The sequence below is a fragment of the Luteimonas fraxinea genome (assembly GCF_021233355.1).
Lineage (GTDB): Bacteria > Pseudomonadota > Gammaproteobacteria > Xanthomonadales > Xanthomonadaceae > Luteimonas > Luteimonas fraxinea.
This window is the reverse complement of sequence record NZ_CP089507.1, coordinates 1,709,354-1,735,389: the sequence shown is the minus strand read 5'-3', so window position 1 is coordinate 1,735,389 and position 26,036 is coordinate 1,709,354. Positions and strand designations below refer to the sequence as shown.

18 protein-coding genes are annotated in these 26,036 nt (G+C 67.6%); 15 read left to right on the top strand and 3 right to left on the bottom strand.

Annotated features, from left to right (window positions below; translation table 11 throughout):
* The first annotated feature begins 212 nt into the window (after nt 1–212).
* The 12 genes from LU699_RS07720 to LU699_RS07665 all read left to right on the top strand — a co-directional run bounded on the left by LU699_RS07720 (nt 213) and on the right by LU699_RS07665 (nt 16,936).
* Nucleotides 213–1,091: an HpcH/HpaI aldolase/citrate lyase family protein gene (locus tag LU699_RS07720; protein ID WP_232136341.1), complete on the top strand. Its 879-nt coding sequence runs from the start codon at nt 213–215 to the stop codon at nt 1,089–1,091.
* The gene (locus LU699_RS07715) at nt 1,088–3,565 is read left to right on the top strand and encodes a sodium:solute symporter (protein ID WP_232136340.1); all 2,478 of its coding nucleotides are present in this window, start codon (nt 1,088–1,090) and stop codon (nt 3,563–3,565) included. The genes LU699_RS07720 and LU699_RS07715 overlap by 4 nt, the downstream gene beginning before the upstream one ends.
* A 148-nt stretch (nt 3,566–3,713) precedes the next feature.
* Complete coding sequence (locus LU699_RS07710; RefSeq protein ID WP_232136338.1) at nt 3,714–4,613, top strand: LysR family transcriptional regulator; 900 nt, start codon at nt 3,714–3,716, stop codon at nt 4,611–4,613.
* A gap of 258 nt (nt 4,614–4,871) precedes the next feature.
* Nucleotides 4,872–7,097, top strand: coding sequence for a TonB-dependent receptor (locus LU699_RS07705; RefSeq protein ID WP_232136336.1), 2,226 nt, complete (start codon nt 4,872–4,874; stop codon nt 7,095–7,097).
* A 126-nt stretch (nt 7,098–7,223) separates the two neighbouring features.
* Nucleotides 7,224–8,465 (top strand): serine hydrolase domain-containing protein, encoded by a 1,242-nt coding sequence (locus LU699_RS07700; RefSeq protein ID WP_232148508.1) that lies wholly within the window; start codon nt 7,224–7,226, stop codon nt 8,463–8,465.
* The gene (locus LU699_RS07695; RefSeq protein WP_232136333.1) at nt 8,462–9,406 is read left to right on the top strand and encodes a ribokinase; all 945 of its coding nucleotides are present in this window, start codon (nt 8,462–8,464) and stop codon (nt 9,404–9,406) included. Before LU699_RS07700 ends, LU699_RS07695 begins: the two co-directional genes overlap by 4 nt.
* A gap of 25 nt (nt 9,407–9,431) precedes the next feature.
* A complete protein-coding gene (locus tag LU699_RS07690) occupies nt 9,432–11,654 on the top strand; it encodes a formylglycine-generating enzyme family protein (RefSeq protein WP_232136332.1) in 2,223 nt (740 codons plus the stop codon).
* Nucleotides 11,651–13,561 (top strand): glycoside hydrolase family 127 protein, encoded by a 1,911-nt coding sequence (locus LU699_RS07685; RefSeq protein ID WP_232136331.1) that lies wholly within the window; start codon nt 11,651–11,653, stop codon nt 13,559–13,561. Before LU699_RS07690 ends, LU699_RS07685 begins: the two co-directional genes overlap by 4 nt.
* Before the next feature lie 126 nt (nt 13,562–13,687).
* The gene (locus tag LU699_RS07680; RefSeq protein ID WP_232136330.1) at nt 13,688–14,878 is read left to right on the top strand and encodes a CaiB/BaiF CoA transferase family protein; all 1,191 of its coding nucleotides are present in this window, start codon (nt 13,688–13,690) and stop codon (nt 14,876–14,878) included.
* A gap of 33 nt (nt 14,879–14,911) precedes the next feature.
* Nucleotides 14,912–15,886, top strand: a complete 975-nt coding sequence (locus LU699_RS07675; RefSeq protein ID WP_232136329.1) for a transaldolase — start codon at nt 14,912–14,914, stop codon at nt 15,884–15,886.
* 1 nt (nt 15,887) lies between these two features.
* Nucleotides 15,888–16,751 (top strand): acid phosphatase, encoded by an 864-nt coding sequence (locus LU699_RS07670; protein WP_232136328.1) that lies wholly within the window; start codon nt 15,888–15,890, stop codon nt 16,749–16,751.
* Between the two features lie 2 nt (nt 16,752–16,753).
* Nucleotides 16,754–16,936, top strand: a complete 183-nt coding sequence (locus LU699_RS07665; protein ID WP_232136327.1) for an oxidoreductase-like domain-containing protein — start codon at nt 16,754–16,756, stop codon at nt 16,934–16,936.
* Nucleotides 16,937–17,083: 147 nt separating this feature from the next.
* On the opposite strand, the gene LU699_RS07660 is transcribed toward LU699_RS07665, so the two are convergent.
* Nucleotides 17,084–17,380 (bottom strand): hypothetical protein, encoded by a 297-nt coding sequence (locus tag LU699_RS07660; RefSeq protein WP_232136326.1) that lies wholly within the window; start codon nt 17,378–17,380, stop codon nt 17,084–17,086.
* A 302-nt stretch (nt 17,381–17,682) separates the two neighbouring features.
* Between LU699_RS07660 and LU699_RS07655 the strand changes: the two genes are divergently transcribed.
* Together LU699_RS07655 and LU699_RS07650 are read left to right on the top strand one after the other, a co-directional pair.
* On the top strand, nt 17,683–19,014 hold the full coding sequence (locus LU699_RS07655; protein WP_232136325.1) for a sigma-54-dependent transcriptional regulator: 1,332 nt from the start codon (nt 17,683–17,685) through the stop codon (nt 19,012–19,014).
* Between the two features lie 886 nt (nt 19,015–19,900).
* Nucleotides 19,901–20,167: a hypothetical protein gene (locus LU699_RS07650; protein ID WP_232136322.1), complete on the top strand. Its 267-nt coding sequence runs from the start codon at nt 19,901–19,903 to the stop codon at nt 20,165–20,167.
* Nucleotides 20,168–20,319: 152 nt separating this feature from the next.
* On the opposite strand, the gene LU699_RS07645 is transcribed toward LU699_RS07650, so the two are convergent.
* Nucleotides 20,320–24,468 (bottom strand): CheR family methyltransferase, encoded by a 4,149-nt coding sequence (locus LU699_RS07645; RefSeq protein ID WP_232136321.1) that lies wholly within the window; start codon nt 24,466–24,468, stop codon nt 20,320–20,322.
* An 87-nt stretch (nt 24,469–24,555) separates the two neighbouring features.
* On the opposite strand from LU699_RS07645, the gene LU699_RS07640 reads away from it, so the two are divergent.
* On the top strand, nt 24,556–25,338 hold the full coding sequence (locus LU699_RS07640; RefSeq protein ID WP_232136320.1) for a chemotaxis protein CheB: 783 nt from the start codon (nt 24,556–24,558) through the stop codon (nt 25,336–25,338).
* 134 nt (nt 25,339–25,472) lie between these two features.
* Here the strand turns inward: LU699_RS07640 and LU699_RS07635 are convergent, their stop codons facing one another.
* Nucleotides 25,473–26,033 (bottom strand): TetR/AcrR family transcriptional regulator, encoded by a 561-nt coding sequence (locus tag LU699_RS07635; protein ID WP_232136319.1) that lies wholly within the window; start codon nt 26,031–26,033, stop codon nt 25,473–25,475.
* Nucleotides 26,034–26,036 lie beyond the last annotated feature (3 nt).

The window sequence follows — 26,036 nt, the reverse complement described above, 5'->3', positions numbered from 1 at the left end:
GCCGGATCGGCCTCCCTTGCAGCGCCGTCAGCTTGTGCCCGCGCCCGCGTGCTGGCAAGCGTACGCACGCACGCGACAACGGGATGCAGGCACGCGCCTGTGCAGTGATCAAACTTCCAACACCGCAGGAAAACTATCGTCTGAAACTCCCGGCGGCGACTTTTTCCGCGGTGTCGTTCGCGCACACTGCCTCCCGCAACTCGGGAGGGCCGATGCGCAGCAAATTGTTCGTGCCGGGCGTGCGCCCGGACCTGTTCGGCAAGGCCTGGAAGGGCCAGGCCGATGCGGTCTCGTTCGATCTCGAGGACGCCGTCGCCGACGCGCGCAAGGCCGAAGCGCGCGCCAACGTCGCCGCATTCCTGCAGGCGCAGACGCGCGGCGCGGGCGCGCCGTTGGCGATCGTGCGCACCAATGCGCCGGACTCGCCCGAATACGACGCCGACCTCGCCGCCGTGTTGCCAGCCGCGCCCGACCTGATCAATCTGCCCAAGACCGACAGCGCCGACGACGTGCGCGCGGCGGTCGCGCGGATCGAAGCGCAGGAAGCCGCGCTCGGCATCGCGCCATCGGTCGGACTGCTGCTCAACATCGAAACCCCGCGTGCGCTGCGCAATGCCGCGGCCATCGCCACCGCGCATCCGCGCGTGGCCGGTCTGCAGCTGGGACTCGGCGATCTGTTCGAACCCGGCGGCATCCACCGTGTGCCGGCGCACGTGCAGGCGGTGATGCTGCAGGTCGCACTGGCTGCCGCGGAAGCCGGCGTGTTCGCCTGCGATGGTGCCTGGGCCGACCTCGCCGACGATGCCGGCTTCGAACGCGAGGCGCAGCTCGCGCGGCAGCTGGGCTTCGTCGGCAAGAGCTGCATCCATCCGCGCCAGGTGCCGCTGGCGCACGCGGTCTTCGCCGTCGATGCCGACGAGCTGGCCCGCGCCCATCGCATCGTCAACGGCGCCGCCGATGCACGCCGCGAAGGACGCGCGGTCTGCGTCGTCGACGGTCGCATGATCGATGCGCCCTATCTGCGTCGCGCCGAACGCGTCCTGGCCCACGCCAGTCGTGATGCGCGTGCCCGCGATGCATCGCCGACATGAGTCTTCGCGCCCCGACCGCACGCCGCGAACTCGCGTGCACGCCCGATACCGGAATCACCCGCATGCCGAACCCGTTCCTGCGCCGTCTGCTGCAGACCGCGACCCTGCTGTGCCTGTCGCTGCTCGCGCCGCTGTCCGTGCACGCGCAAAGCCTGACGGCCGTCGACGGTCGCACGCTGCCCGCGCTGCCGTCTCCAGCGAACGTGCAGGCGCTGTTCGTGCTCGACGACCAGCCGCTGGTGCTCGCCGCCGATCGCGCCTGGGTGCTCGCGCAGGATGGCAATGCGTGGCGTCCGGTCGCGATGCCCGACGCACTGCTGGGTGCGTCGATCGTGTCGAGCGCCAGCGGCGCCGGTCGTGCGTTCGTGCTGGCGGGCGCCGATGGACGCGTCGCGCGCCCGGTCGCACTCACGTGGCGCGGTGACACGCTGGTGGCGCAGCCGTTAGCCGCGTTGCCCGAACCGTTGCAGCAGCCGCAGGCTGCAGTGCTCGGCGACACGCTCTATGTCGCCGGCCTTGCCGCCGACGGCAGTGCGCGCCTCGTGACGCTCGCGCTGACTGCGGCGCAGGACGCTGCGACCTGGCGCGCGATGGATGTCTGGCCCGGCGGCGCTGCGCCGGTGACCCTGGCCGCGCAACGCGCGGGTCTGTATCTGACCAGCGCCGATGGACACATGCGCCGCTGGGTCGCCGATGGCGGCTGGAGCGATCGCGGTCGCATGCCGGGCGCGGTGCAGGCGGGCGTCGCCCGGTCCATCGGCCAGGCGCACATCCTGTATCTGGTGCGCAGCGCGCCGGGCGCGGCGGCGGACCTGCGGCTGTTCCACACGATCACCGATTCCTGGGCAGCGCTGCCCGCGACGCTCGCGGGCAATCCGCGTCTGGCCACCGGCTGGCGCAACGGCCTGCTGTGGGCAGACGGCGACGGCGCGCAGCTGCGCCTGCACAGCGAAACCCTGCGTTCGGGCCAGCATCTGCTGCACTGGATCGACTGGCTGGTGATCGTGGTCTATCTGGTCGCGATGCTCGGCATCGGCGGCTATTTCTATCTGCGCGGCCAGAAGGGATCGGAAGCGGAGTTCTTCATGGGCGGCCGCAGCATTCCGTTCTGGGCGGCGGGCGTGAGCCTCTACGCGACCAACACCAGTTCGATCAGCTTCATCGCGATTCCCGCCAAGGCCTACGAGACCAACTGGCAGTACCTGACCAACAATCTGGTCGCGGTGCTGGGCCTGATGTTCGTCGCGGTGTGGATCGTGCCGCTGCTGCGCCGGCTGGATCTGATGTCGGTGTTCTCGTATCTGGAAACGCGCTTCCATCCCGCGATCCGCATGCTCGCCAGCGCGCTGGCGATCCTGATGCAGATCGGCAGCCGGCTCAGCGTGATCCTGTTCCTGCCCGCGCTGGCGATCGCGACGATTACCGGAATCGATGTGGTGTGGAGCATCATGATCATGGGCGGCTTCACCATCATCTACACCGTGATGGGTGGCATGCGCGCGGTGGTGTGGACCGACTTCGTGCAGGTGTTCGTGAAGATGGGCGGCGCGGTGTTCGCGATCATCTTCATCCTGATGTCGCTGGGCAGCGATCTCGACGCGGTGCGCGAAGCGGTCGCCGTGCAGGAGAAGACCAAGCTGCTCGATTTCAGTTTCGATCTGACCAAGGCGACCGTCTGGGGCTTCATTTTCCTCGTCGTGTTCGACGTCGTGCTGACGTTCCCGAAGGACCAGGTGCTGATGCAGCGTTCGCTGGCGACCAAGTCCGACAAGGAAGCCGGCCGCTCGATCTGGGTGTTCGCCGCGATCATGATTCCCGGCGGCTTCGTGTTCTATTCCATCGGCACCGCGCTGTGGATGTACTACCGGCAGAATCCCGAGCGGCTCGATCCGCTGCTGCCGATCGATGCGACCTTCCCGCTCTTCATCGCCGCCGAACTGCCGGTCGGCGTGACCGGCCTGATCATCGCCGGTATCTTCGCCGCGGCGATGTCGACGCTGTCGAGCATCATCAACAGTGTCGCGACATTGCTGTCGGTGGACTTCTACGACCGACTCGCGAAAGCGCCGACCGAGCGCGGCAGCGTGCGCTTCGCCGAATGGATGACCGTCGTCGTCGGCCTGATCGGCATGGCGCTGGCGCTGCTGCTGTCGCGCTTCGACATCCATTCGCTGTTCGACGTGTCGATCGAGCTGGCCGGCCTGCTCGGCGGTGGTTTCGCCGGCGCCTACACGCTGGGCATGTTCACCCGGCGCGCGAACTCGCAGGGCGTGGCGATCGGCATCGGTGCCGCGATCGTGCTCACCACCCTGGCGTGGTCGTTCGACCTGGTGCACCCGTACTTCTATCTCGGCATCTCGATCATGTTGTGCATCGTGATCGGCTATCTGGCGAGCCTGCTGTTCCCGCCGACGCAGCGCTTGCTCGAAGGCCTGACCATCCACGACCGCAAGCCGGCGCTCGAAGCTACCTGATCGCCCGACCCCTGCCGTCCGGCAGGGGCGCGGCGTCACGGGCCGGGCTACTGTCGCGCCACGCCCGGTCCACGGCCGTCCATCGACGGCCCCGCGCGTATCGCCAGGTCACGCGAAGGAGCGCGTGCGCACCGCACGGAGACGATTCTTGGACACCCAGTTCCTCTACACCTTCGTCAACGTCGTCGACCGTGGCTCGATGGCCGCCGCGGCCCGTTTCCTCAACATCACGCCGGCGGCGGTCGCCCAGCAGATCCGCACGCTGGAGCGCGAACTCGGCGTCGGCCTGATCGCGCGCGCCGGGCGCACCGTCTGCGTGACCGAGGAAGGCGCGCGCATCCTGCAGCGCACGCGCGACCTGCTGCGCGATGTGTCCGACCTCCGCAGCGTCGCCAATGACCGCGCAGTCGCCGGCGAACTGCGCCTGGGCGCCTGCCCGACCGCGCTGGCCGGCATGCTGCCCGACGTGCTCGCGCGCATGGTCACCACGCTGCCGCAGATCAACGTCTTCATCAAACCCGGCTATTCGGCCGAGCTCTACACCGAAGTGGAGCAGGGCAACCTCGACGCGGCGATCGTGCTGCAGGCGCCGTTCGCGCTGCCCAAGACCTGCAACTGGGAAGTGCTGCGCGAGGAGCCGCTGGTGGTGCTGGCGCCGCAGCACATGACGCATCGCGATCCGCATGAGCTGCTGTCGAGCGAACCGCTGATCCGTTACGACCGCCACCAGTGGGGCGGCCGCCAGGCCGACGATTACCTGCGCCGCGTCGGCATCACCCCGCGCGAGCGCTTCGAACTCAATGCGCTCAACGCGATCGCGGTGATGGTCGATCGCGGTCTCGGCGTGTCACTGGTGCCCGACTGGGCGCAGCCTTGGCCGGCCGGTGTGCGGCTCGCGCGCATTCCGTTGCCGGAGCCTGCGGAGCCACGTCGCATCGGCATCGTCTGGTCGAATGCCAGCGTACGCAGTCGTCTCGTGACGGCCCTGCGCGAGGAGTGCCGCGCGACCGCGCGTCGCCATGTCGACGAGGCCGCAATGCGCGAGTGATGGATGCTGCATAGCAGCAAACATTTTGTGCGATCGCAGGCAATAAAAACTGTCGTTTGAACATAGGTGCAGGCGGTTCATCCGCACCCTGCGCGCACCTAACCTTCGCCGCAACGTACCGGAAACGCGCGTGGGGAGGCGCCGTTCCATGCGAACCCGTCCTGCCGCATCCATGCGCACACCCAGCGCCACGTCCACCGGCCGTCCGCACCCCGTCATCGGGGGCCCACGCATCGCACAGCCCGAAGAGAACACACCATGATCAAGCCGCTTTCCGCCGCGATCGGTTGCATCCTGCTGGCCGCCGCCGGCGCCGGACACGCGCAGCAGGCCGACAGCGACACGCGCGAGGCTGCCCGTCGCGATGCCAAGACGCTCGACCGCATGGTCGTGACCGGCACGCGCGTGGCGACCTCGATCGACAAGATTCCCGGCGCCATCAGCCTGGTCTCGCAGGAGCAGGTCGCGCACACGCTGGCGTTGACCGAAGACGCAACCGCCGTGCTCGCGCGCACCGTGCCCGGCTATGCCGAATCCTCGCAGGCGATGAGCAATACGGGCGAGACGCTGCGCGGCCGCATCGCGCTGCGCCTGTTCGACGGTATCCCGCAGGGCTCGCCGCTGCGCGAGGGCGGACGCAACGGCACGTTCACCGACATGGGTCTGGTCGGGCGCATCGAGGTCATCAACGGACCGTCGGCATCGGAAGGCATCGGCGCCGCGGGCGGCATCATCAACTACATCTCCAAGGTACCGACGGTCGAGGGCCACGAAACCCAGCTGACCACGCGCTACTCCACGCAGTTCGGCACCGACAGCAGCGGCTGGAAGGTCGGCGTCAATCACGCCTACAAGAACGACGCCTTCGACATGCTGGCCAGCGCGTCGTACATCGACCGTGGCATTTCCTATGACGGCAACGGTCGCCGCATCGGCATGAACACCAGCGGCTCGGTGTCGGATTCCGAAGCGCGCAATCTCTACTTCAAGGGTGGCTGGAATTTCGGCGAAGGCCTCCAGCAGCGTCTGCAGTTCAGCTACAGCGACTTCAAGATCGAAGGCAAGGCGAACTACATCCAGGTCGAAGGCTGCCGCCCGGATCCGGTCGAATGTCCGGAGCCGACCACCAACACATCGGAGCGCGGCTCGATCGCAGGCGCGCTCGCCGAGATCAACGACTTCCGTCAGGCCGCAGTGAAGTACAGCCATGGCGACCTGTTCGGCGGCACGTTCAATGCCGACATCTACTGGGCCGACCAGTCGATGCGCTACCTGCCCGAAGACGGCGATGACCGCCAGCTGGTCAAGGTGGACGACAACTTCGACGAAGCGGATCGCATCTACGACCAGTCCGAAATCGTGTCGAAGAAGCGCGGCCTGCGTACTTCGTGGACGCGCGGAGATCTGTTCTCGGTCGAGGGCCTGCAGCTGCGCACCGGTGTGGATCTGGTGGAGGACGAAGCCGCGCAGCGGCTCGCGATCACCAATCGCCTCTGGGTGCCGCCAATGCAGTATTCGAGCGTCGCGCCGTTCGCACAGCTGACCTGGGACATCGGTCCGGTCACGGTCAGCGGCGGTGTGCGTCATGAGGACGGCAAGCTCGACGTCGACAGCTACACCACCACGCCGTTCCGCAACAGCGTGTTCGTGCAGGGCGGCGGGCTGGAATACTCGGAGACGATGAAGAACATCGGCGCGATCTGGCGCGTCACCGACGAATTCTCCACCTTCGTCAGCTACGGCGAAGGCTTCGGCCTGGCGAACATCGGCATTCCGTTGCGCAACATCAGCGTGCCGAACCAGTCGGTCGACCGCATCGCCGATCTCGATCCGATCATCGTCACCAACCGCGAAGTCGGCTTCAACTGGGCCGGCGCCGATGCGTCCTTCGGCGCGTCGTACTACGACTCGCGCTCGCCGTTCGGTACATCGCTGTCGGTCGATCCGGTGACCAACGACTTCGTGCTCGCACGTGCGCCGGTGCGCATCAAGGGTCTGGAGGCCAACGGCGAATTCCGCTTCAACGAGCAGTGGAAGGTGTCGGGCATCTACTCGCGGATCCGCGGCAAGACCGCGTTCTGGTCGTCGGCGCCGAATGGCGACTACGAAGCCGGTGGACTGAACAAGCCGCTGGGCGTGCTCGACGTCAATCCGGACAAGATCGCCGTGTCGGTCACCTGGAACTTCATCCCGACAGCCGACGTCACGCTGGGCGCGACCACGCTGCTCGATCGCGATCTGTCCGGCAGCGACGTGCGCAGCTTCGACAACCGCAGCTTCAGCTACGTCGAGAACACCGAGGGCTATACGCTGTTCGATCTGGGCGTGAACGTCGACACCGGCCGCTACGGCAAGCTGACGGTCGGCATCGAGAACCTGTTGGACAAGCAGTACATCCTCAGCTGGTCGCAGGTGCCGGGCTTCCAGAACTACTGGGCCGGTCGCGGGCGGATGGTGTCGCTGACCCACACGATCACGTTCTGATCGATGCGATCGGATGAGATGGCCCCGCGTGGTGCGGGGCCTGCGTGCGGGATGCGGGAGATGCAGGTGCAGGCAGCAGACAGGACGCGATCGCGTCGCGCGGACGGTGACGGGCGGCGGCTGTGTGTGCGTCTGCAGGTGATCGCGCTGCTCGCCTGTGCGTGGCTGGCGCCGGCGATGTCGGTGTATGCGGTCAAACCCGCTGCGGCGGATGCGCCCGTCGCACGCTGGCAAGCGCTCGATACGTTCGTCGACGAAGCGGTGGGCCCCGGCGGTTACACCGGCGCCGTGGCGTCGGTGTGGCAGGACGGCCAGGCGCCGCACGTGCATGCCGCCGGCATGCGCGATCTCGCCGGCACCGCACCGATGCGTGAGGACGCGATCTTCCGCATCTACTCGATGACCAAGCCGGTCGTCTCGGTTGCCGTGCTGATGCTGGTCGACAGCGGAGACATCGGACTCGATGACGACATCGCCCGGCATCTGCCCGCGTTTTCGCAGCTGCGGGTGCTGGATGAAAATGGCGCGCAGCGCGCACCGGCCCGCGCGTTGACGATCCGTCATCTACTGACCCACACCTCCGGCATCGCCAACAGCGAGGGCGGGGCGCTGCGTCTGCGCGAGGCGGCGGGCCTGGACGATGCCCCGGATCTGGACGCGTACGTGCAACGGCTCGCCGCCGTGCCGCTGCAGCACGATCCCGGCACCGTGTTCGCCTACGACGGCGCCGCGACGAATGTCCTCTCGCGACTGGTCGAGGTGGTCTCCGGCGAGCCGCTCGACGCATTCCTGCGCACGCGGCTGTTCGTCCCTCTGGGCATGGTCGACACCGGGTTCTCGGTGCCGGCGGAGCAGCGGGTCCGCGTGGTCGACATCACCACGACCGGCGACGACGGCAAACTGCGCATCGCTGAAGGTCCGAGTGCGACGACGCCCGGCGCAGCGCTCAATCCCTACACGAGCGGCGCCGGCGGCTTGTACTCGACCGCGGCGGACTATCTGCGGTTCGCGCGCATGCTGCTCGGGGGCGGCGCGCTCGACGGCACGCGCTATCTGCGCGAGGACACGGTGGCGATGATGGTGTGCAACCAGCTCGGCTTTCTCGATGCGCCGCATACGAGCTTCAGTCCGTACGAAGGATTCGGCTTCGGCGTCTCGGTGCAGCTCGATCCTGCCGCGCGTGGGCGCCTCGGTGCGCCGGGACAGGCGGGCTGGTCCGGCGCGGCGTCGACGTATTTCACGATCGATCCGACGCGCGGCATCGTCGCGATCCTGCTCGCCCAGCATCTGCCGCGCGATGTGGCTGGCGATCCGCCACGACTGGCGACGCCGTTCTACAACCTCGTCCAGCAGGGCGCCGCACCATGAGCGCGGGTCGCGTGCTCGTCGCCGGCTCGGCGAACCTCGATTTCGTCGTGCGCGCCGCGCACATTCCCGCACCCGGAGAAACCGTTCTCGGTCGCGCGTTCCAGACATTCCCCGGCGGCAAGGGCGCCAACCAGGCCGTTGCCGCCGCGCGCGCGGGCGGTGCGGATACGCAGATGCTGCTCGCGCTCGGTGATGACGCGCATGCCGTGCCGGTCGAAGCCTCGCTGCGGGCCGCCGGTGTCGCACTCGATATCCGCCGGCAGACCGCGCACGCGACCGGTGTCGCCTTCATCTGCCTGGCCGACGGCGCGGAGAACGCGATTACCGTTGCGCCGGGCGCCAATGCCGCGCTGGTCGCCGACGACCTGCCCGATCTTGCCGGCGTCGACACGCTGCTGCTGCAGCTGGAGACACCGATCGAAGCCGTCACCGCCTGGGCCACGCGTGCGCGCGAGGCCGGCGTGCGCGTGGTCCTCAACGCCGCGCCGGCGCGCATCCTGCCCGATGCGCTGCTGCGCCAGATTGATGTGCTGATCGTCAACGAAGGCGAGCTGGCGATGATCGCCCACCAGGCCGACGATCTGATCAGCGCCCTGAAAAGCGTGCCGGTGCCGGCCGTCGTGGTCACCCTCGGCGCGGCCGGCTGCATCGCGCGCAAGGGTACGGATCTGCATCTGCAGCCCGCATTTCCGGTCGCGGCGGTGGACACCACCGCTGCGGGCGATACCTTCTGTGGCGTGCTGGTCGCTGCACTCGCGCGCGGCGAGACGCTGGTGGCCGGACTGCGCGCCGCCGCAGCTGCCTCGGCGCTCGCCTGCACCGCGCTCGGTGCGCAGTCGAGCGTGCCTGCGCGCGCCGACGTCGACGCGCTGCTGCGCGGTGATGCCGACCACGCAGGCCTCGATGCACTCGCCGCGCGCTGCGCATCGTCGGCCGCCTGATCCGTTTTTCTTCGAGAGTTTCCCCATGAGTCCGTCCCCCTACCGCACGCTCGACGAGGACCAGCCCGGCGACGGCATGTCCATCGATGCCGACTACGGCCCGGCACCGCGCCGCACCGAGTACAAGTTTTCGCACGTCACCACCGGCCGGTATCTGCCGACACCGGGCAAGGCGCCGGGCTGGCCGTTCGCCGACATCGGCGACTGGATGATCGATGCCAACGGCAGCGCGCAGGACTGGCTGGCCGAACTGCGCGACTGGCGCCGCGAGCACCTCGTGCGCATCGGCTACGACGACGCGAACTACCGCCATCCCGACCTGCAGTGGGCGCAGCAAAATTTCGTGCACGCGCAGATGATGGTCGAGGACCGCTTCTTCTTCGATCCCGACACCGGCACCTACACCGTCGACCGCTATCTCGACGATCTGGTCGCACGCTTCGGCGGCCTCGATTCGGTGCTGATCTGGTACGTGTATCCCAACATCGGCGTCGACGACCGCAACCAGTTCGATCTCGCCCACGACATGCCCGGCGGCCTCGACGGTTTGCGTGAAGCCGTGCAGGCCTTCCAGGCGCGCGGCGTGCGCGTGTTCCTGCCGGCCAAGCCCTGGGACCACGGCACGCGCGATCCCGGCGTCAGCCATTGGGAAGGCCTCGCGGAGATCGTCGTCGCGGTCGGCGCGGACGGCATTAACGGCGACACCTTCAACGGCGTACCGCGCGCGTTCTTCGATGCCTGCCAGCGTCTGGGACGCACCGTGGTGCTGCAGCCCGAATCGACGATCAGCTCGGAAGAGCAGCTGATCTGGAACGTGCAGAGCTGGGGCAAGAAGGCGCCCGACGGGCCGGTGCCGCCGGTGTCGAAGTGGAAGTGGCTCGAACCGCGGCACATGGTGAACTACGAGAACCGCTGGGGCCGCGACCGCACGCACGACCTGCAGTACTGCTTCTTCAACGGCATCGGCTACAACGCCTGGGAAAACATCTGGGGCATCTGGAACCAGTTCTCCCCGCGCGATGCCGAAGTCCTGCGCCGCATCGCGACGATCTATCGCCAGTTCCCCGATCTCGTCGTATCGATGGACTGGGCGCCGTACCAGACCAGCCTGCAGCGCGGGGTGTTCATCAGCCGGTTTCCCGGTGCGGGCCGCACGCTGTGGACGCTGGTCAATCGCAATGCATACGCGGTCGATGGCGAACAGCTCGCGCAGCCGCATGTCGACGGCACGCGTTACTACGACGTCTGGCACGGTCGTGCACTCGCGCCGCGCATCGTCGATGGGCAGGCGTTGTTCGAACTGCCGATGGAAGCGCGCGGGTTCGGCGCGGTGCTCGCTGTAGATGCGGGCAGTGACGTCGAAGGTCTCGACGGCTTCCTCGCGACGATCGCGTCGCAGGCAGAACAGCCGCTCGGCGCGCATTCGGCTGCCTGGCGTGCACTGCCACAGACGCTGGTCGATGTCGCGTCGACCGCGCCGCAGGCCGATGCCCCCGACGGCATGGTCACCGTGCCGGCCGGCAGCTTTCTGTTCCAGGTCGGCGGCATCGAGATCGAGGGCTTCAATTGGTCCGGCGTCGACGTGCAGTACCCGTGGGAAGACAGCCCGCGTCGCCATCACCGGCGGCGCATGGATCTGGCGGCGTTCCACATCGACCGTCATCCGGTCACCAACGCGCAGTTCAAGCAGTTCCTCGATGCGAGCGGCTACGCGCCGCGTGACGCGCACAACTTCCTGCGGCACTGGGTCGACGGCGCGCCGCGCGCCGGCTGGGAGCGCAAGCCGGTGATCTGGGTGTCGCTCGAAGACGCCCGTGCCTACGCCGCGTGGGCCGGCAAGCGCCTGCCGCGCGAATGGGAATGGCAGGTCGCCGCGCAGGGTCACGACGGTCGCCGCTACCCCTGGGGCAACGACTGGCACGACAGCTTCGCGCCGCGGGTCAACCGCGGACGCCGCCTGCAGCCACCGGCCGACGTCGACGCGCATCCGCAGGGTGCATCGCCGTTCGGCGTCGAGGACCTGGTCGGCAACGTCTGGCAGTGGACCGACGAGTTCGCCGATGACCACACGCGCGCAGCCATCCTGCGCGGCGGCAGCAGCTACCAGCCGCAGACCTCGCACTGGTATTTCCCGCAGGCCTATCGCCTCGACCAGCACGGCAAATACCTGCTGATGGCGCCGTGCAAGGACCGTTCCGGGACGATCGGGTTCCGGTGTGTGGTGGACGCAGTCGGGCACGCGCGATGAGCGGTCCGTTGCCGACCGCCGCACGCGACGTGCAACGCGCACCCGCGCCGTCGCAGGTGCGCCTGCGCGGCCTGCTCGGCGACGCGCTCGACGCCAACCGTCGCGGCCGCCTGTCGACGTTCGTCACCGGTCCGGACAGTCCGGCGATCGCGATCTTCGATCCCGCGCATCGCGCGCACAACGATGAAGGCGACTGGTACGGCGAACACGCCGGCAAGTGGCTGTCGGCGGCGGCGAAGGCGGCGGCGCGCAGCGGCGACCCGGCGCTGGAAGCGCATCTGCGCGCGGTGGTGTCGTACCTCGATGCCGTGCAGGAGGCCGACGGCTACCTCGGCACGTATGCGCCGCATCGACGCTTCATGGTGCCGCAGCCGCCGAAGCCCGAAAGCTGGAACGGCGAGCCGGCGCTGCGCACCTGGGACGTCTGGACGCACAGCTATCTGCTGCTCGGCCTGCTCGATGTGCACCGCGCATTTCCGGATGCGGGCGCGCTCGATGCCGCGCAACGGATCGGTGCGCTGTGCTGGCGCACGTTCTGCGTCGACGGCATCGACATCACCAGCGTCGGCAACCACCACGGCATGTCGGCGACCGTGCTGCTCGATCCGGTCATGGATCTGCATGCACTGACCGGCGATGCGGATCTGCTCTCGCTCGCGCATCGCATCGTCGAACAGATGGACGCCAATCCGCGTCTGGCGCTGATCGAACGCGCGCTCGACGGCGCCGATCCGTCCGAAATCGCGACCGGCAAGGCCTATCAGCTGTGCTGGAATCTCGTCGGCCTGGCGAAACTTGCGCGCGTCAGCGGCGATCCGCGTCATCGCGATGTGCTCGACGCGCAGTGGCGGGCGATCGTCGACCACCACCTGAGTCTCGGCGGCGGGCCGTTCGGCGGTATCGGCCATCGCTCACGCGAAGTGTTCAATCCGGCGTTCGTGTTCGACCCGCAGGCCTACGTGGAAACCTGTTCGATCCTCGCCTGGCTGCAGCTCAACCGCGAGCTGCTGGCGATCACCGGCGACGCGCGCTACGCCGACGAGATCGAACGCACCGCCTACAACGATCTGCTCGGTGCGCAGGCGCCCAACGGCGAGGACTGGTGCTACTACTCCTATGCCAACGGCCAGCGCATCCACACCAACTACTGGCGCTGCTGCAAGTCCAGCGGCGCGATGGCGATCGAGGAACTGCAGGGCGTCGCCTATGCGGAACGCGACGACGGGCCGGTGGTGAACCTGCTCGGGCCGGGCGAGGCGACGTTCGATCGCATCGACGCCGGTCGCGTGCGCGTCGTGCAGGACACGCGCTACCCGTTCGATGGCGCCGTGCGCTTCGCGCTGGACGTGGAGCGCGCGGCGGACTTCGTGCTGCACATCCGGATTCCGGCATGGGCGCAGGACGCGACGCTGTCGATCAATGGCGCGCCCTCCGACGCGGCGCTCGTGGCGGGTGACTACGCCAGCCTCGCGCGCACTTGGCGCAATGGCGACGTGGTGACGCTCGATCTGCAGATGCCGCCGCGCGTGCATCGCCGCAGCTATCGCAACGTGCAGATCTCGCGCGCGCCCGATGGCAGTCCGGTGCGCCAGCAGGTGCTGCACTACGCCTGGATCGCATTCGGACGCGGCCCGCTGGCGTATGCGACCGGTCTGATCGACGGCTACAAGACATCGGAAATCGTGCGTCTGCCCGACGACGATGCGCAGATCCGCCTGGAGGCCCTCGCGCCGCAGGGCGACGATCCTGTCGTCGGCTTGCGCCTGCATCTCGATGACCGCGCACCGATCGATTTCGCCCCGTATTACGGCCTCGGCGCGCGTGCCGACCGTATCTGGCGGCTGACCTGGCTGGGCCTGGCGCCGACCGGCGACGGCGCGGACAGCGGAGATTGCGGAGCGCTTTGAGATGATGCCCGTGCGCAAGCAAGTTTCTGTGGCGCGAGAACATAGACAGGACGGATGGGTTGCGATGCCGTGCTTGCGCAGACTGCGCGCGGGCACCGCCGCAGCCACGAAAGGATGTCGGACGACATGACGGGTTCCATCTTCGACAGCGGTCGCAGCGGGCCGGCAGGACCGCTCAGCGGCGTGCGCGTGCTCGATCTCAGCGCGTACATCGCCGGCCCCTACGGTTGCGCGCTGCTCGCCGACCAGGGCGCCGACGTGATCAAGGTCGAGCCGCCGGACGGCGACAACCTGCGCAACTATCCCTCCACGCTCGCCGACGAAAGCCGTGCCTTCATCGGCGTGAACCGGAGCAAGCGCGGCGTCACCCTGAACCTGAAGGACGACGACGACCGCGCGGTGCTGTATCGCCTTGTGCGCGAGGCCGACGTGCTGGTGCACAACTTCCGCCCCGGTGTGCCGGAGCGGCTGGCGATCGATTTTCCCACGCTGTCGGCGCTGAATCCGCGGCTGATCTATTGCGCGGTCACCGGATACGGCGAGACCGGTCCGCTGAAGGACAAGGCCGGCTACGACCAGGTGCTGCAGACGATGACCGGCATGTGCGCGCTGCAGGGCAAGCGCGGCGGTGCGCCCGAGATCATCTACGGCTCGGTGGTCGACTACTACGCGGCCGCATTGCTCGCCGCCGGCGTGTCGTCCGCGCTGTTCGAGCGCGAGCGCAGTGGCGAAGGCCAGTTCGTCGGCGTGTCGCTGCTGCGCAGCGCGCTGACCATGCAGTCCGCGCGCATGGTCTGGGCCGAAGGCGAGGCGCTCGACATCGGCCGGGACATGCGCTCGGGCGGCGTGACCGGCCTGCATCCCACGCGCGAAGGTTGGCTGTATGTGTCGGCGAACACGCTGCGGTTCTGGCAGGCGCTGTGCGAGCTGACCGGCCTCGACGCGCTGGCCGCCGATCCGCGCTACGACAGCGTGCGCAAACGCGCCGTGCATGCCGACGAGATCCTGCCGCAGCTGCATGCGGCGCTGGCCACGCGCGACGCGCTGGAGTGGGAAGCGCATTTCGGCGACGCGGTGCCCTGCGCGGCCGCGCGCGCGGTCGAGGACATGTTCGAACACCCGCAGGTGCTGGCCGAGGAGATCGTCGCGAGCATCGACCACCCGCGCTTGGGCAGCTATCGCGGCGTCTCTCGGCCGATCCGCTTCGGCCGTACACCGGGGCCGGCGCCGTTCGCGGCCCCGGGACTCGGTGAGCACTCGGATGCCGTCAGGGTGGCCCTCGACGACGCCGGGCGCGACAATGACGGGCCCGCCTGATACGCGGCGCGCGTCCCGAACCCTGAGGTGTCCATGTCCGCTGCAACATCCGCGTCCAAACTCGAACAGCTGCGCGAGCTCTCCGTGGTCGTCGCCGACACCGGCGATGCCGACGCCATCGCCCGCCTGAAGCCGGTCGACTGCACCACCAACCCGACGCTGGTGCGCAAGGCGCTGGACCTGCCGATCTACGCCGATCTCGTCGAGCGCGAGCTCGAACGCGCCGAGGATCTGGACGGCGACATCGACACCATCGCGCGCAAGGTGGTCGACCGTTTGACGATCGGCGTCGGCCGCACGCTGTCCAGCCTGGTGCCGGGCCGCGTGTCGACCGAAGTCGATGCCGACCTGTCGTTCGACACCGAGGCCACGATCGCCAAGGCGCGCCAGTTCATCGAGATGTACCAGGACGCCGGCGTGTCGCGCGAGCGCGTGCTGATCAAGATCGCCGCGACCTGGGAAGGCATTCGCGCGGCGCGCGAGCTGCAGCGCGAGGACATCGACTGCAACCTGACGCTGATCTTCAACCGCACCCAGGCGATCGCCTGCGCGGAAGCGGGCGTGTTCCTGATCTCGCCGTTCGTCGGCCGCATCCTCGACTGGCACGTCGCGCGCGGCGACACGCCGGCGACGATCGACGACGATCCGGGCGTGCGCTTCGTGCGCGAGGTCTACACCGAGTTCAAGCGTCGCGGTTCGCCGACCGTGGTCATGGGCGCGTCGTTCCGTTCGACCGCGCAGATCGAAGCGCTGGCCGGTTGCGACCGTCTGACGATCGCGCCGGATCTGCTGGAAAAGCTGGACGCCGAGCATGGCGATCTGCCGCGCAAGCTCGATGCGGACGAGGGTGACGGCGAGATCGCGCCGCCGGTCGATGCCGCGCGCTATGCGGCCGACCTCGCCGCCGATCCGATGGCAGCCGAGAAGCTGCGCGACGGCATCGCCGCGTTCGCCAAGGATCTGGACGCACTGCGGGCGACCATCGCCCAGCGCCTGCAGGCCCGCTGACATGCGCCTGCGTGTGCGGGACGGTGTGCGCGTCGCCGTGTGCGGCGCGCTGCTCTCGATGCTGGTCGCCTGTGCGCTGCCCGCGCGCGAGGCGTCGCCCGGCACGGCCGTGGTCGTACCGGAAAGCCGGCCCGGGGTCACGATCGGCTATCTCGACGCGCCTGCGTTCGACAGCCGCGCGCTGCTGCCGGCGCCACCCGCGCCGGGTTCGGCTGCGCAGGCACATGACGATGCGATCGCCGCGCGCAGTCTCGCGCTGCACGACACCGCGCGCTGGCGTCAGGCCACGGTCGATGCCGATCTGACGTTCCCGGCCGCCGAGCCGCTGTTCGCCTGCGCGCTCGGCGTCGAGATCAGCGCCGACCGCACCCCGCATCTCGTGCGCCTGCTGCGGCGCAGCCTCGCCGATGCGTCGAATGCGGGCCGCGCGGCGAAGGATCACTGGCAGCGCGGCCGTCCCTTCGTGCGCAACGCCGCGCCGGTGTGCACGCCGGAAGACGTGGCGCGGCTGACGACCAGTGCCTCGTATCCGTCGGGCCACACCGCAATCGGCTGGGCATGGACGCTGGCGCTGGTCGAACTCGCACCCGAACGCAGCGACGCACTGCTGCAACGTGGTCGCGCGTTCGGCGAAAGCCGGCTGGTCTGCAACGTGCACTGGCACAGCGACATCGTCGAAGGCGAACGCGTCGGCGCGGCCACCTTCGCGCGCCTGCAGGCAGCGCCCGAATTCCGCGCCGACCTCGACGCCGCACGCGCCGAGATCGCCGCGCAACGCGCGGCAGGCGCGACGCCCGCGCATTGCGATACCGAAACCACTGGCCTTCGGCAGTCGCCGATCCCGGCCGCGGACGCGCGCGACTGACCGTGTCGAATCCGACGCATCCCGACCCGCGCCCGCAGCCGCCCGAACCGCCGCTGCCCAGCGACTGCTGCGACAGCGGCTGCGCGGTCTGCGTGCACGACACCTATTCCGAAGAGCTGCAGTACTACCGCGAGCAGCTCAAGGCGTGGCGGGCGCGGCATCCGGATGCAGACACCGGCGCCTGAGCGGCGCTGCGCGTTCTGCACGTGCGTACATCCGACGCACATCGGGTCCAATGTTCAAGCCTGCGCTGGGTGATCCGCTCGAATGCGTATCCAGGCGAGCGTGGGCATCCGGATATGCGTCAAGCATTGCAAGCCTGCGCGCCCCTGCTACCAGCGCAGATTGAAATGCGCGACTGTCGCGTAATCACGCTCCACGGTCCCATGGACGCCGGCGCGTGCCATCGATCCGAGCACGGCTTGCAGATCGGCATCGGTCAGGTCTGCGACATGCAGACTCCAGCTGAGATGGCGGACGCCGGCTCCAGTGCGCTGTCGGATTGCCGTCTTCAGTTCCCGCACCAGCATGCCGACGCTCTTGCGTCCTTGGCCAGACGTGCTTCGCTGCTGCGTCGATCCGGCCGCCTCACTCACGCCTGTGCCGTCGCAGTCGTCGGCGTAGCTCAAGCGGGAATGCGGTCGATGTCATAGCGAATTTTTTTCCAGTCATGACGTGTCAACAGCAGCGAATATTCGATAGACAGAGTGCGGCGCTCGAGAGGATATCCGAGCCCTCCGATCGATGTAGCGCTCCAAGGCTCATCCCGACATCGCACACGCCCGGGCCTGCGAACCGCGCACATTCTCGGGAAAACGCATGACGGATCATCCGGCTCACGCCACGAATCCATGCGTTCGACAGCCTCGCGCGGATCCTGCAGGGCGCTTGCGACCGCATGCTAATCTCGCGCGGAAGATGAGGCGGAACGATGGCAGACAGCAGTCCGATTTCCGAGATTCTGATCGTCGACGACGACACGAGCTTCGCCGCTTCCGCCGCTGAGCTCGCACGCGCGGAAGGCTATTCCCCGCGACTGGCGAGATCGGTCGCCGAGGGACGCATCGAACTGGATTCAGGATCCGATCTGCTGCTCCTCGATCTGAAGTTGCCGGACGGCTCCGGCCTGGAACTGCTTCCATGGATCGATCCGGCGCTGCACCGTCGCGTCGCGATCCTGACCGGAAACCCGAGTTTTGAAACCGCAACGCGTGCGGTCGGTGGCCTGGTCAGCGATTACCTGGTGAAGCCCTTCGACCCTGCGGTTTTCATTTCGCTTCTGCGCGAATCCCGCAACATTGCGAAGCATGTCGTCATACCGAGTGACGAGCCGATCCCCGGTGTAATCGCGACGAGCGCTGTGATGCGGGAGTCGACGCGTCTGGCCCGGACGCTGGCAGCGACCGACGCCTCGATTCTGCTGACCGGCGAGTCGGGAACAGGCAAGGCACTGTTTGCGCGCGCCATCCACACGATGAGCGGTTGCAGCGGCGCGTTCGTCACGCTGGACTGTGGTTCGATGCCGGCGCAGATGCTGGCGGACAGTCTCATCGGCGGCGTTCCGCACGCGGGAAACCAAACGCGTACGGACGCTCCGGGCGCAATCGACCGCGCTGCGGGCGGCACCTTGTTTCTGGCGGATATCTCCGAGATGTCGTTCGAGCTGCAGGGCTACCTCCTGCGCCTGCTGGAGAACGACGAAGCGCATGTCGGACAGCCTCGTCCAGGGTCTGCGCCCCGCATCATCGCGTCGACACGTCTCGATCTTCAGACCGCACTGGCGGATGGACGACTCCGGGACGATCTCTACTACCGCATCGCCGAGGTGCACATTCCGCTGCCGCCCCTGCGCCAGCGGGGCGACGACATCGTGCTGCTCGCGCGGCGCATGACCCAAGCGTTCAACCTGCGCTACGACCTCGACAAACGCCTGTCATCTCAAAGCATCCGCAATCTGCTCGCCCATCCCTGGCCGGGCAACTTCAGGGAGCTGCGCAACGCCGTCCATCGCGCGTACCTGCTGGCGTCCGGCGAAGAGATTCTGGTGGTGACGGAGGTGCGGCGATTGCCGCCGCCGGTCGAGACCCGCAATACGGTGGCGTTCTCTCTGGGTACGCCATGGGCCGAGATGGAGCGACGCATGCTGCTGAAGGCACTCGCGCATTGCGACAACGACAAGACCGCAGCCGCACGCTTGCTGGGCGTGAGTGTTCGCACGGTCCACAATCATCTGTCCCGGATGCGAGACGATGTCGGGGATTGAGGCTCACGAATCGCCGGACGCGGTCTGGCAGCACGATCTTCGCAATGCGGTGAACGCAGCAGCGCTTGCGATCGCAGCTGGAAAGCATCTGCTGGCAGAGGGGCACCACGAGCGCGCCATGGAGACGATGGATCGCGCGGAACTGGCGTTGCGTCGCATCGCTGTACTGGTCGACACGCTGCCTGCTGCGGGCGATGCGTCACCGGGCGGCACCGCGCTGGTCTGAGTGTCTTCGCAATCAGGCGCCGGTCTTTCTTTTTCGATCGATCGCTTCTTCGGCCGGTCAGCGCGTTCCGTTGTTTCTGCGGCTGACCCTGCGTAAAGACGGGCGACCGGCGGCGCTCTTGCGTGCCTGCACGGCTGTCAGGCGCTTGCTCCCAGGGTGATCGAAGCACGGCGAGCAGCGCGAAACGTCTGCTCCCCAGCGACACAGACACCGTGCGAGCGCGTCGAACGCGCAATTATCTGAAGGCTTGAAATTCTTGCCGTGGCCTGCAATTTGTGCGCCCGCAAAGACGGTGATGGCGTCATTTTGGACTCCGGTCACAAGCCGAATCACGACGGACACCGGGCGTGAAGCGTAGTCGGATGAAAGTGCGGATGCCGGTACCCCGGTCTGCGCACGCACCAGCACGGCAGCCGTGAAATAAATGCACGCCACCTCGTTCGACGCCGGGTGTCGCACGAAAGCCGCTGGAATTTCGCGGATTGAACGTCGATATGATCCGCTTCGCGGGTCGACGGGCGATGCGGGGAAAGCCCCGCGTTCGCCGGGAAATCGACAGTCGGAACGATGATCGGACGGGGCATCCGATCCTTGCGCCGCGAGAAGTGTCGTTGAAGCCGATGCGCTCTGGCGCTTGCGGCGCGATCACCGGAGTGCGTGATGCCGCAGACATACGATTGGCTGGAAGACATCCCGTTCTGGGAGACGTCATCGGGCGGGCAAGAGTCGCGAATGTTCTCGCTGGAAGATTTTCTGGCGCGCAGCAACCGGCCCACGGACGGCGCCTGGTTCGCGCATTTCAAACGCTGGAGTGGTGCGAGGCAGACGAGCCGTCTCGAACGCTACGACGCGCGCTCGATCGGCACTGTCTGCGGCGTGGAGATGGTCGTGATCCTGCGGGAGCGGGTCAGTACAGCCCGGAATTGACGACACGCTGGTCCGGCTGACATCGCAATCGACCAGTGCGTTTGCGTCGGGACGTCAGCCCCGCCGCACGCCCACCGCAGACTACTCCGCGGCGTGCGCGTGCAGCGCATCCGATGCGCGGACAGCGGTGTAGCCCTCGCGCCGCGCTCGCATCAGTTCGATCCCCCGAAGCCCTCCATGATTTCGCGCAGGCGTGCCAGCGATACGGGCTTGGACAGGTGCGCGTCGAAACCCGCTGCCTGCGTCCGCGCCACATCGGCCGCAGTCCCGTATCCACTGATGGCGACGCTGCGGAATGCATTGTCGGGGCGCAGCTCGCGCGCGCGACGCATGAAATCCAGCCCCGACATCGCACCCATGCTGATGTCCGAGAGCACGACGTCGTACGTGTGCGCCGCGAGCAGACGAAGTGCATCGACAGGATCGGTGACGGCATCGACGCTCGCACCATCCAGTTCGAGCACCTGGGCCAGGGAGGTCATCGATTCCAGGTCGTCGTCCACCATGAGGATGCGTCTGGGCAGGTGGCGCGGCGGTGCTTCGGCGCCGTCCGTTTCGTCGCGGCCCGAGCCCGTCAGCGGAAACCAGACCGTGAACGTCGAGCCCAGGCCCTTGCCCGGCGACGCCGCACGCACGCGTCCGCCATGGGCCTCGACGAGCTCGCGAACGAGCGCCAGCCCGATGCCCAGTCCTGCGTGGGACGAGGTGTACGCAGGACCGATCTCGTCCTGACTGAACAGTTCGAAGATGTGCGGCAGAAACTCCTTCGAAATCCCGATGCCCGTGTCGGTCACTTCGAGACGGGCCTCATCGCCCTCGGACGTCACCGAGATCCGGATCTGGCCGCCCTTGGGGGTGAACTTCCTGGCATTGCTCAGGAGGTTCCAGACCACCTGCTCCAGGCGCACCGGGTCGCCATCACACACCACCGCGTCCGCGACCTCGGTCACCAGGGTGATCCCGTTGCGCGCGGCGTCGGGGATGGCGGCCTTGCCCAGCAGTTCGACGATCTCGGCCAGATCGGTCGGCTGGCGTCGAAGCTGCAACTTGCCGGTATTGATCCGCGAGAAATCCAGCAGGTCGTTGACGATGGTTTCCTGCGCCGCCACCGCACGGATCAACGTGCCGCCGATCTTCTGCACAGCCTCGATTGATCGACATTCGGGCAAGCGGACGAGCAGCTCGGCATTGACCTGGATCAGGTTCAGCGGCTGCTTGAGCTCGTGCGACATCACGGCCAGGAATCGGTCCTTGAGTTCCGCGCTGGCCTTGAGCTCCGCGGCCGTTCTGCGCGCGGTCTCGATGGAGGCATCCTGGTTCACTTCCCGGATCTTCGATGCGGACACGTCGCGTGCGAGCGTGACGAAACCGCGACCGCTGCCCGTGTGCAGCGGCGTCGTGACGCCACTGCAGAAGAACGTCGTGCCGTCGCGGCGCAGCTGCCAGCGCTCGTCCGCCGCGCGTCCTTCCAGCAGCGCCACTCTGCGTTCCTGGTCGGGCACACCCTGCGCCCGATCCTCGGTCGTGAAGAGCCGGTCGATGGTCTGGCCCAGGATCTCGGCGGATGTGTAACCGAACGTGGCTTCCGCGCCCTCGTTCCAGGTGGTGATGATCCCGATTTCATCGGTACTGATGACGGCGAAATCGCGGCTGGCCGAGATCGCATCACGCAGCCGCTCTTCCGTCACGGTCACGCGGTGTTCCGCCCGGCGCAGTTCGGTGACATCGACGAACGTCAGCACGGCGCCGCCGATCTTGTTCTGGCTCGTGCGGTAGGGCTGGATACGCGCGAGGTAGTGACACTCGTCGATGCTCGCGACACTGCGCTCGATCGGCACCAGTTTCTCGAAGGCGGCCGTCGCGTCTTCGACGATGTTGTCGTATCGCAGCCGGTTCTTGACGTCCATCAGCGGTCGCCCGATGTCCGTGGCGATCAGCGAGAACAGCTTCCGCGCCTGCGGCGTGAAGCGTTTGACGCGCATGCCGGGATCGACGAAGACGGTCGCGATCTCGGACGCTTCCATGAGATTGCGCAGATCGTCGTTGTGCCGCTCCGCTTCGTCGACCTTGAGCCGCAGCTCGTAGTTCACGGTGGTCAACTCTTCGTTGACCGACTGCAGTTCTTCCTTGCTGGTCTCGAGCTCCTCCTTCGCGGACCGCAGCTCTTCATTGATGGCCTGCAGTTCCTCGTTGGAGGCCTTGAGCTCCTCGTTCGACACCGCCGAGCGGTCGAGCGTGTCCTGCAGATGCGTCTTGAGCGAGCGGTTCTCTTCTTCGAGCCGCTGCACGCTCTCTTCGAAGGCCGCGTTGTCCGTGGCCGTCGAATCGGGCAGGTACGACGCGGACTCCGCCTGCTCGTCGAAGAGCACCAGCCAGAACGTCTCGCCGGTTTCGGGATTGCCGATCGGCTGGACCGACAGCTTCATCACGGAACGTTGCCCGCTGGCGTCTGCAGCGCGGCGGAACGTGCTCTGGACGCGCGCCTGCGTTTCGCCTGCGCGGAAGAACGCGGTGCGCAGTTCCAGCCGGATGTCGGCCGCGACGTTGTTGAGCAGGTTGCGCGACGGGATGCCCTCGCCGAACGCGATGTAGCGCCCGGCGCCGGGGGAGACGCGTTCGATGTAGAGCTCGCCGTTGACCAGGACGCTGGGCGGTGAGGCGGCTGCCAGCGCAAGCTCGTGCATCGCCGCGAGCGGCTTGTCGCGACCGCGTGCGCCGGCGCGTTCCATCTGCACAAGCGGCGCGGTGGGCGCGGGCTCGTCCGCATCGAACGTCGGCGACGGGAAGCGTGCACGCACGTGGCTGGCGCCGCCGGCGCGCAGCCGATAGATGCGGTGCTCCTTGCTGACGGGCTCGAAGGCGCCCTCGGATGCATCGATGGATTCGGCATTGCCGAGGAACAGATACCCGCCCGGCTTCAGCGCGTACGCGAACATCTCCAGCACGATCGCCTGTGCGCTGCGATCCAGGTAGATCAGCAGGTTGCGGCAGCAGATCAGATCCAGTCGGGAGAACGGCGGATCGCCCAGCACGTTGTGGCGGGCGAAGACGACGAGTTCCCGGATCGACTGGCGGACGCGGTAGCCGCCGCCATCTTCGCGCTCGAAATAACCGAGCAGACGGGGCTCGGAAATGTCGGCCACGACGTTGGCCGGATAGCTGCCCAGGCGCGCCGCGCTGAGGGCCGCTTCGTTGATGTCGGAGGCGAAGATCTGGATGCGCGGCGGATTGTGCATCCGGTCCGCATATTCCTGCAGCAGGATCGCAACCGAATAGCTTTCCTCGCCCGAGGCGCAGGCTGGAATCCAGATTCGCGCCTCATCACCCGGGGCCACCCGATTCATGATGTCGGGGACGATGCGCTTGTCGAGCGCCTCGAATGCCTGCTGGTCGCGGAAGAAGCTGGTGACACTGATCAGCATGTCGGCCAGCAGCAAGGGCATTTCGTCGGGGTGGTCGCGCAGGTAGTCGCGGTAGGCCGACAGATCCCGCAGCCCGTGCACCTGCACGCGACGCTCGAGACGGCGCAGGACCGTCGCCCGTTTGTAATGGCGGAAGTCGTGGCGCATGCGGATACGCAAGGCGACGAGGATGTCCTGGAATGCGCGTTCCGGCGACTCGCGTTCCTCCAGCGCCTGGTCAGACGGTTCCGCCGCAGGCAGCCGCGCAATTCGAGGGAAGGCCGCCAGATCGATCAGGCGCGTGCCGATCTCGGCTGCGGTCAACACCAGATCCACTGCATCGGTGTCGATCGCGGCGCGCGGCATGTCGCCGTATTCGGCGTCTTCGGGCAGTTGCGCGATCGTCAGTCCCCCACATTCCTTGATGTGCGAGAGGCCGAGCGAGCCGTCGCGGCCGGTGCCCGACAGCACGATCCCGACGGAGTTTTCGCGATGCACTTCGCCCAGCGTGCGGAAGTACAGGTCGATGACGGTGGACGGACGTCCGGTATCGCCTTCGGACGGCTGCACGTGACCGTCTTCGGTCATCAGGTTCATGCCCGGCGCGATGACGTAGACGTGGCCGGCTTCCAGGCGCGTCCGCTTGCTGACCTGGGTGACCTTCATCGGCGTCGCGCGTTGCAGCACTTCGGCCGCGCTGCTCTCGTGGTCGGGCGACAGATGCAGCACGACAACGACGGCGACTGCGGCGTCGCCACCCAGCGTATCGAGCAAGGCCAGCACGGCAGGCAGCGCGCCCGCCGAGCCCCCGATACCGACGATCAGGGGGCTGGGAGCGGCCGTGCCGTCACTGGGCCCCGGCGGCAAGGCACCGCTTGGGTCATTCGCGTCTAGATGCATCGAAAACTCACTGTCGGGCCGGCAGGCAGCGCGTACCGTCGTCATTCGCGGATGCAATCGGACGGCGCTGTCGTTCATGGAATCAGCATGCAAGATACCAGCCGGATCATCGTGGTCGGCGCTTCCGCAGGTGGCGTCGCAGCGCTGTTGCGTGTCGTGCCCCACCTGTCGCCGACGATCGCCGCGCCCATCCTGCTCGTGCTGCACATCGGCGCGCATCGGAGTCAGCTCGCGGAACTCCTCGATGCCCGGGGGCCGCTGCACGCGATCACGGCTGAACACGGGGCGCTACCGCAGCCGGGGACGATCCACATCGCGCCGCCGGACCTGCATCTGACGCTCGAAGGCGGCCGGATGCAGCTGCACTGCGGTCCCAAGGAACACCACGCGCGCCCGGCCATCAATCCGCTCTTCCGCTCGGCCGCTCTGGACTACGGACCGCGCGTCGTGGGCGTGGTCATGACCGGCGCGATGGACGATGGAACCGAGGGGCTGCAGGCCATCAAGGCCTGTGGCGGCACTGCGGTCGTGCAGGATCCCGACGACGCCGCGGAGCCGGCCATGCCGCGGAGTGCACTCGCCAACGTCGAGGTGGATCACGTGCTGCGTCTGGATGCGATCGCCGGTGCGCTCAATGCGCTGTCCCGTCCTCTCAAGAGCCTGCCTCCAATCACGACGCCGCAGTGGTTGCCGGCCGAACACGCGATCAGCCTGGCGGCATCCGAAGCGCAGCGACTGGCGACTTCCGGTTCGGTCTCCGGACCCATGTGTCCGCGCTGCGGGGGCGTGCTGCTTGAAACAGACGAGGCGTACCCGGCGGGCGTCCTGTGTCACACGGGGCACGCCTTCGGCGCTGCACACAGTCCGTAGAAAAGTGCGTCAGTGGACGTCGGCTGCAGCGCCCGCGGAAACGTCCGTGTGCGCATGGCCGGCAGCGGACTCCGGTGCGTCCCACGGGGTGCAGGCAGACGACCCGACCGCTGCAGTGCTCAAGCGCAGCGTGATCAGCGCGCCGGTCGACGCGTCGCCTTGATCAGCCGCTCGCGCAGCGCCTCGCGATCCTCGACGGCCACGCCGGCCAGATCCGCCAGCCACACGCCGTCGGCGGCCATGCGCACCATCGTCAGCGCGACGCTGTCGTCGGTGTCGCGATGACGATCGACGCGGGCCTGGAACCATCCGGCCCAGAGCGCGCGCAGGCCGGGATCGGTCAGCCAGGACATCGACAATGCCGCCCAGGCGCCGCCATCGGTGTCGGGGTCCATGTCGAACACCGCTTCGACGTAGGCGCGCGAGAAGCGGCCGTGGGATTTCGGATCGGCGGCCAAGCGGGCGTCGAGATCGCGGTCGACGGTCTCCAGCAGTTCCTCGAACACCGCGGTCACCAGCGCCTGCTTGCTGGGGAAGTGGTGCAGGAATCCGCCCTTGGTCACGCCGGCCGCTTCCGAGACCGCCTGCACGGTGACCGATGCCACACCGCCTTCGACCGCCAGCCGCGTCGCGGCGTCGAGCAGGGCGCGGCGCACCTGTTCGGGCTGTTTCTTCCGCTTGTGGGGATTGTCCATGGC